This window comes from Burkholderia sp. Ac-20344 (assembly GCF_017104975.1).
GTDB lineage: Bacteria > Pseudomonadota > Gammaproteobacteria > Burkholderiales > Burkholderiaceae > Burkholderia.
Window position 1 is genome coordinate 1 of sequence record NZ_JAAGPP010000279.1, and the last position, 5,444, is coordinate 5,444.

At 68.3% G+C, this 5,444-nt stretch carries 4 protein-coding genes; 3 read left to right on the top strand and 1 reads right to left on the bottom strand.

Annotated elements, in window-relative coordinates; genetic code table 11:
• The 3 genes from G3N64_RS38135 to def form a co-directional block, all read left to right on the top strand.
• Positions 1-939, top strand: a 939-nt coding sequence (locus G3N64_RS38135; protein ID WP_205788749.1) for a cell division protein ZipA C-terminal FtsZ-binding domain-containing protein, incomplete at its 5' end; no start/stop codon positions are given.
• 175 nt (positions 940-1,114) lie between these two features.
• Entirely contained in the window at positions 1,115-3,190 is a 2,076-nt protein-coding gene (gene ligA, locus G3N64_RS38140; RefSeq protein WP_205788750.1) for an NAD-dependent DNA ligase LigA, read from the top strand.
• Positions 3,187-3,720: a peptide deformylase gene (gene def / locus G3N64_RS38145; protein WP_205788751.1), complete on the top strand. Its 534-nt coding sequence runs from the start codon at positions 3,187-3,189 to the stop codon at positions 3,718-3,720. Before ligA ends, def begins: the two co-directional genes overlap by 4 nt.
• Positions 3,721-3,802: 82 nt before the next feature.
• On the opposite strand, the gene G3N64_RS38150 is transcribed toward def, so the two are convergent.
• On the bottom strand, positions 3,803-5,444 hold a 1,642-nt coding region (locus tag G3N64_RS38150), incomplete at its 5' end, for a pseudouridine synthase (protein WP_205788752.1).

Below are 5,444 nucleotides of genomic sequence, written 5' to 3' on the forward strand. Positions count from 1 at the left end.
ACGCCGTCCGAGACGGTCGAGCCGGTGGCCGGTGAAGAGGCCGCGCCGGCCGTCGCGCACGAAGCGGCCGCCGAGGCGGCCGAACCCGTGCTGCCGGCCGCAACGACGATCTCGTCGGCGCCGCCGGCGATCGTCGACCGCCGGATCGACTGCATCGTGCCGATCCGCCTCGGCGGGGCGCTGCCGGGCGACAAGATCCTGCCGGCCGCGCAGCGGCTGCGCCGCGCGGGCAGCAAGCCCGTGCATATCGAAGGCAAGCCGGAAGGCGGCCAGTGGGAACTGCTGCAGAACGGCGTGCGCTACGAGGAACTGCGCGCGGCCGCGCAGCTCGCGAACCGCAGCGGCGCGCTGAACGAGCTCGAGTTCTCCGAATTCGTGACGGGCGTCCAGCAGTTCGCCGACGCAATCGACGGCGCGCCGGAATTCCCGGACATGATGGAAACGGTCGCGATGGCGCGCGAGCTCGACGCGTTTGCCGCACAGTGCGACGCGCAGCTGTCGATCAACGTGATGTCGGACGGCGCGCCGTGGTCGGCGAACTACGTGCAGGCGGTCGCGTCGCAGGACGGCCTGCTGCTGTCGCGCGACGGCACGCGTTTCGTGAAGCTCGACGCGAAGCAGAACCCCGTGTTCATGCTGCAGTTCGGCGACACGAACTTCCTGCGTGACGACCTCACGTACAAGGGCGGCAACATGATCACGCTGGTGCTCGACGTGCCGGTCGCCGAAGAGGACATCCTGCCGTTCCGGCTGATGTGCGACTACGCGAAGTCGCTGTCGGAGCGGATCGGCGCACGCGTGGTCGACGATTCGCGCCGGCCGCTGCCGGAGTCGACGCTGCTGGCGATCGAGCAGCAGCTGATGAAGCTGTATTCCAAGCTCGAGGAAGCCGGCATCCCGGCCGGTTCGCCGGTCACGCGCCGCCTGTTCAGCCAGTAATGCGAACGCGCAAACGGCGGCCTTCAGTGCCGCCGTTTGCCGCTGCAGCACGCACCTCGCTGTTTGCGCTGCAGCACGCGTATCGGGCACATCGGGCACGCATTGCACGCCCCGCCGCGGCGTCAAACTGAGATAATCGGGCATCCGATTTTCTCAGAACGAATCTGCCGCCAGCATGGCCCGAACCCAAGCCGAACCGCCAGCCAGCCAGCCCGACGCGCGTGCCGCGTGGCTGCGCGACCAACTCGAGCGGGCGAACTACGCCTATTACGTGCTCGACCAGCCGGATCTGCCCGACGCCGAGTACGACCGGCTGTTTCGCGAACTGCAGCAGCTCGAAACCGATCATCCCGAACTCGTGACGCCCGATTCGCCGACGCAGCGCGTGGGTGGCGAGGCGGCCGGCGGTTTCACGCCGGTCGTCCATGACGCGCCGATGCTGTCGCTGAACAACGGCTTCGCCGACGAGGACATCGTTGCGTTCGACAAGCGCGTCGCCGATGCGCTCGACAAGACGCCCGATCTCGCCGGCTCGGTGACGGAGCCCGTCGAATACGCGTGCGAACTGAAGTTCGACGGCCTCGCGATCTCGCTGCGCTACGAGCAGGGTGTATTCGTGCAGGCGTCGACGCGCGGCGACGGGACGACGGGCGAGGACGTGACCGAGAACGTGCGCACGATCCGCTCGATTCCGCTGAAGCTGAAGGGCAAGAACGTGCCGGCCGTGCTCGACGTGCGCGGCGAGGTGCTGATGTTCAAGCGCGATTTCGCACGCCTGAACGAACGCCAGCGCGCAGCCGAGCAGCGCGAATTCGCGAACCCGCGCAACGCGGCGGCCGGCAGCCTGCGCCAGCTCGACTCGAAGATCACCGCGCAGCGCCCGCTGTCGTTCTTCGCGTACGGGATCGGCGTGCTCGACGGGATGCCGATGCCCGATACGCACAGCGCGCTGCTCGACTGGTACGAGTCGTTCGGCCTGCCGGTGAACCGCGAGCGCGCGGTCGTGCACGGCGCCGAAGGCCTGCTCGGTTTCTTCCGCAAGATCGGCGAGAAGCGCGAATCGCTGCCGTACGACATCGACGGTGTCGTCTACAAGGTCAACCGGCGCGACGAGCAGGAGCGCCTCGGCTTCGTGTCGCGCGCGCCGCGCTTCGCGTTGGCGCACAAGTTCCCTGCGCAGGAAGCGCTGACGACGCTCGTCGCGATCGACGTGCAGGTCGGCCGCACCGGCGCGATCACGCCGGTCGCGCGCCTCGAGCCCGTGTTCGTCGGCGGCGCGACCGTGACCAACGCGACGCTGCACAACGAGGACGAGGTGCGCCGCAAGGACATCCGGATCGGCGATACCGTGATCGTGCGCCGCGCGGGCGACGTGATCCCCGAGGTGGTCGGCGCGCTGCTCGACCGGCGCCCGGCCGATGCGGCCGAATTCGTGATGCCGACCGAATGTCCGGTGTGCGGCTCGAAGATCGAGCGCCTGCCGGACGAGGCGATCGCGCGCTGCACGGGCGGGCTGTTCTGCCCGGCGCAGCGCAAGCAGGCGCTGTGGCACTTCGCGCAGCGCCGCGCGCTCGACATCGACGGGCTCGGCGAGAAGATCATCGACCAGCTCGTCGAGCTGAATCTCGTACGCACGCCGGCCGACCTGTTCAATCTCGGCTTTGCGACGCTCGCCGAGCTCGACCGCTTCGCCGAGAAGTCCGCACAGAATCTGCTCGACTCGCTCGAGAAGGCGAAGCACACGACGCTCGCGCGCTTCATCTACGGGCTCGGCATCCGTCACGTCGGCGAATCGACCGCGAAGGATCTCGCGAAGCATTTCGGCTCGCTGACGCCGATCATGGACGCATCGATCGAAGAGCTGCTCGAAGTCAACGACGTCGGGCCGATCGTCGCCGAGTCGCTCCACCAGTTCTTCGCGGAAGAGCACAATCGGACCGTGATCGAGCAGTTGCGCGCGCCGGGCAAGGTGACGTGGCAGGAAGGACCGCCCGCGCCGAAGGCGCCGCAGGGCGTGCTGGCCGGCAAGACGGTCGTGCTGACGGGCACGCTGCCGACGCTCACGCGCGATGCCGCGAAGGAAATGCTCGAAGCGGCGGGCGCGAAAGTGGCCGGTTCGGTATCGAAGAAGACGGATTACGTGGTCGCGGGCGCCGAAGCCGGCAGCAAGCTCGCGAAGGCCGAGGAACTCGGCATCCCCGTGCTGGACGAAGACGGCCTGCACCAACTCCTGGAGGGCAATACGCCATGATTCGCGAGATCCTGAAGATGGGCGATCCGCGCCTGCTCGAAGTCGCCAAGCCGGTCGAGCGGTTCGATACCCCCGAACTGCACGAGATCGTCGCGGACATGTTCGAGACGATGCACCATGCGAACGGCGCCGGCCTGGCCGCGCCGCAGATCGGCATCGGGCAGCAGATCATCATTTTCGGCTTCGGCAACAACAATCGCTACCCGGATGCACCGCCGGTGCCCGAGACCGTGCTGATCAACCCGAAGATCGAGTACATGCCGCCGGACATGGAAGAGGGCTGGGAAGGCTGCCTGTCGGTGCCGGGTATGCGTGGCGTCGTCAGCCGCTACGCGAAGGTGCGCTACAGCGGCTTCGACCAGTTCGGCGAGAAGATCGATCGTGTGGCCGACGGTTTTCACGCACGCGTCGTCCAGCACGAATACGATCACCTGATCGGCAAGCTGTATCCGATGCGGATCACCGACTTCACGCGCTTCGGTTTCACCGAGGTGCTGTTTCCGGGGCTCGATCCGACCGGCGACGACTGATCGTCCGGCTTCCGGCAGCAAAGAAAAAAGCCCGCTTGCACGGGCTTTTTCATTGCATGGCGCACGTGCGGCGCGCCTATGGTCAGAACGTCTCGTCGGCCGACAGATAGCGCCATTGACCCTGCGGCAGTGCGCCGAGCATCACGCGGCCCATCCGCACGCGCTTCAGGCCGATCACGTCGAGGCCCACGAGTTCGCACATGCGGCGGATCTGGCGCTTCTTGCCTTCGCGCAGCACGAAGCGCAACTGCTCGCCGTTCTGCCAGCTCACCATCGCGGGCTTCAGCGCGACGCCGTCGAGCTCGAGGCCGTGGCGCAGCTTCGCGAGCGATTCCGCCGGGAAGTGCTGGTCGATGTCGATGAGCCGTTCGCCGAAGCGCACGCGCACCAGGTACTCCTTGTCGATATCCGACTGCTCGCCGATCAGTTGCTTCGCGATCACGCCGTTCTGCGTCAGCACGAGCAGGCCGGTCGAATCGATGTCCAGGCGGCCGGCCGGTGCGAGTGCGTGCAGGTGCTGCGGCGAGAAGCGTACCGGCGAATGGTCGCCGCTCCAGCGGTTCGCGCGCGTGATCAGCACGGCCGCGGGCTCGTAGCCGTCTTCCGCCTGGCCCGACACATAGCCGACCGGCTTGTGCAGCAGGATCGTCACTTGCGCGGCCTGCGCGGCACTCGCCCGTTCGTCGATCTCGATCTTCTGGTCGGCGCGGACCTTGGTGCCGAGCGTGTCGATGCGTTCGCCGTCGACGAGGACCCAGCCCTTTTCGATCCATTCATCGGCTTCGCGGCGCGAGCACATGCCGAGCTCGGACATCCGTTTCGACAGGCGCATCAGGCCCGTTTCGTCGCCGTAGTCGACGTCGGCCGCTTGGCGCTTGACGGGTTGCGCGGTCTTCAGACCCGCGGCGGACGAGCGGCGCTCGGCGCTGCCACGCTCGCCGTCGCGTGCGGGACGGGCAGGGCGGTCGCCGAAGCTGCGCTTCGCGCCTTCGCCGGTTGCCTTGTCGCGATACGTTGCGCGTGCACCGCCTTCGCCGGCACCTGTGCGGCGCGGACGTGCGTCGTCATCACGGCGGGGCGGGCGATCCGACGACGTGCGACGGTCGCCAAAGCTGCGCTTCGAACCTTCACCGGCTGCCTTGTCGCGATACGGTGCGCGTGCGCCGCCTTCGCCGGCACCTGTGCGGCGCGGACGTGCGTCGTCATCACGGCGCGGCGGGCGATCCGACGACGTGCGACGGTCGCCAAAGCTGCGCTTCGCGCCTTCGCCGGATGCGTTGTCCCGATACGGCGCGCGTGCGCCGCCTTCGCCGGCACCTGCGCGGCGCGGCCGTGAATCGTCATCACGGCGGGGCGGGCGATCCGACGACGTACGGCGGTCGCCGAAGCTGCGCTTTGCGCCTTCACCGGACGCGTTGTCGCGATACGGCGCGCGTGCGCTGCCTTCGCCGGCACCTGCGCGGCGCGGACGTGAATGGTCGTCGCGGCGCGGCGGGCGATCGGACGACGTGCGACGGTCGCCAAAGCTGCGCTTCGCGCCTTCGCCGGATGCGTTGTCGCGATACGGCGCGCGTGCGCCGCCTTCGCCGGCACCTGCGCGGCGCGGACGTGCGTCGTCATCACGGCGCGGCGGGCGATCCGACGACGTGCGACGGTCGCCAAAGCTGCGCTTCGCGCCTTCGCCGGATGCGTTGTCCCGATACGGCGCGCGTGCGCCGCCTTCG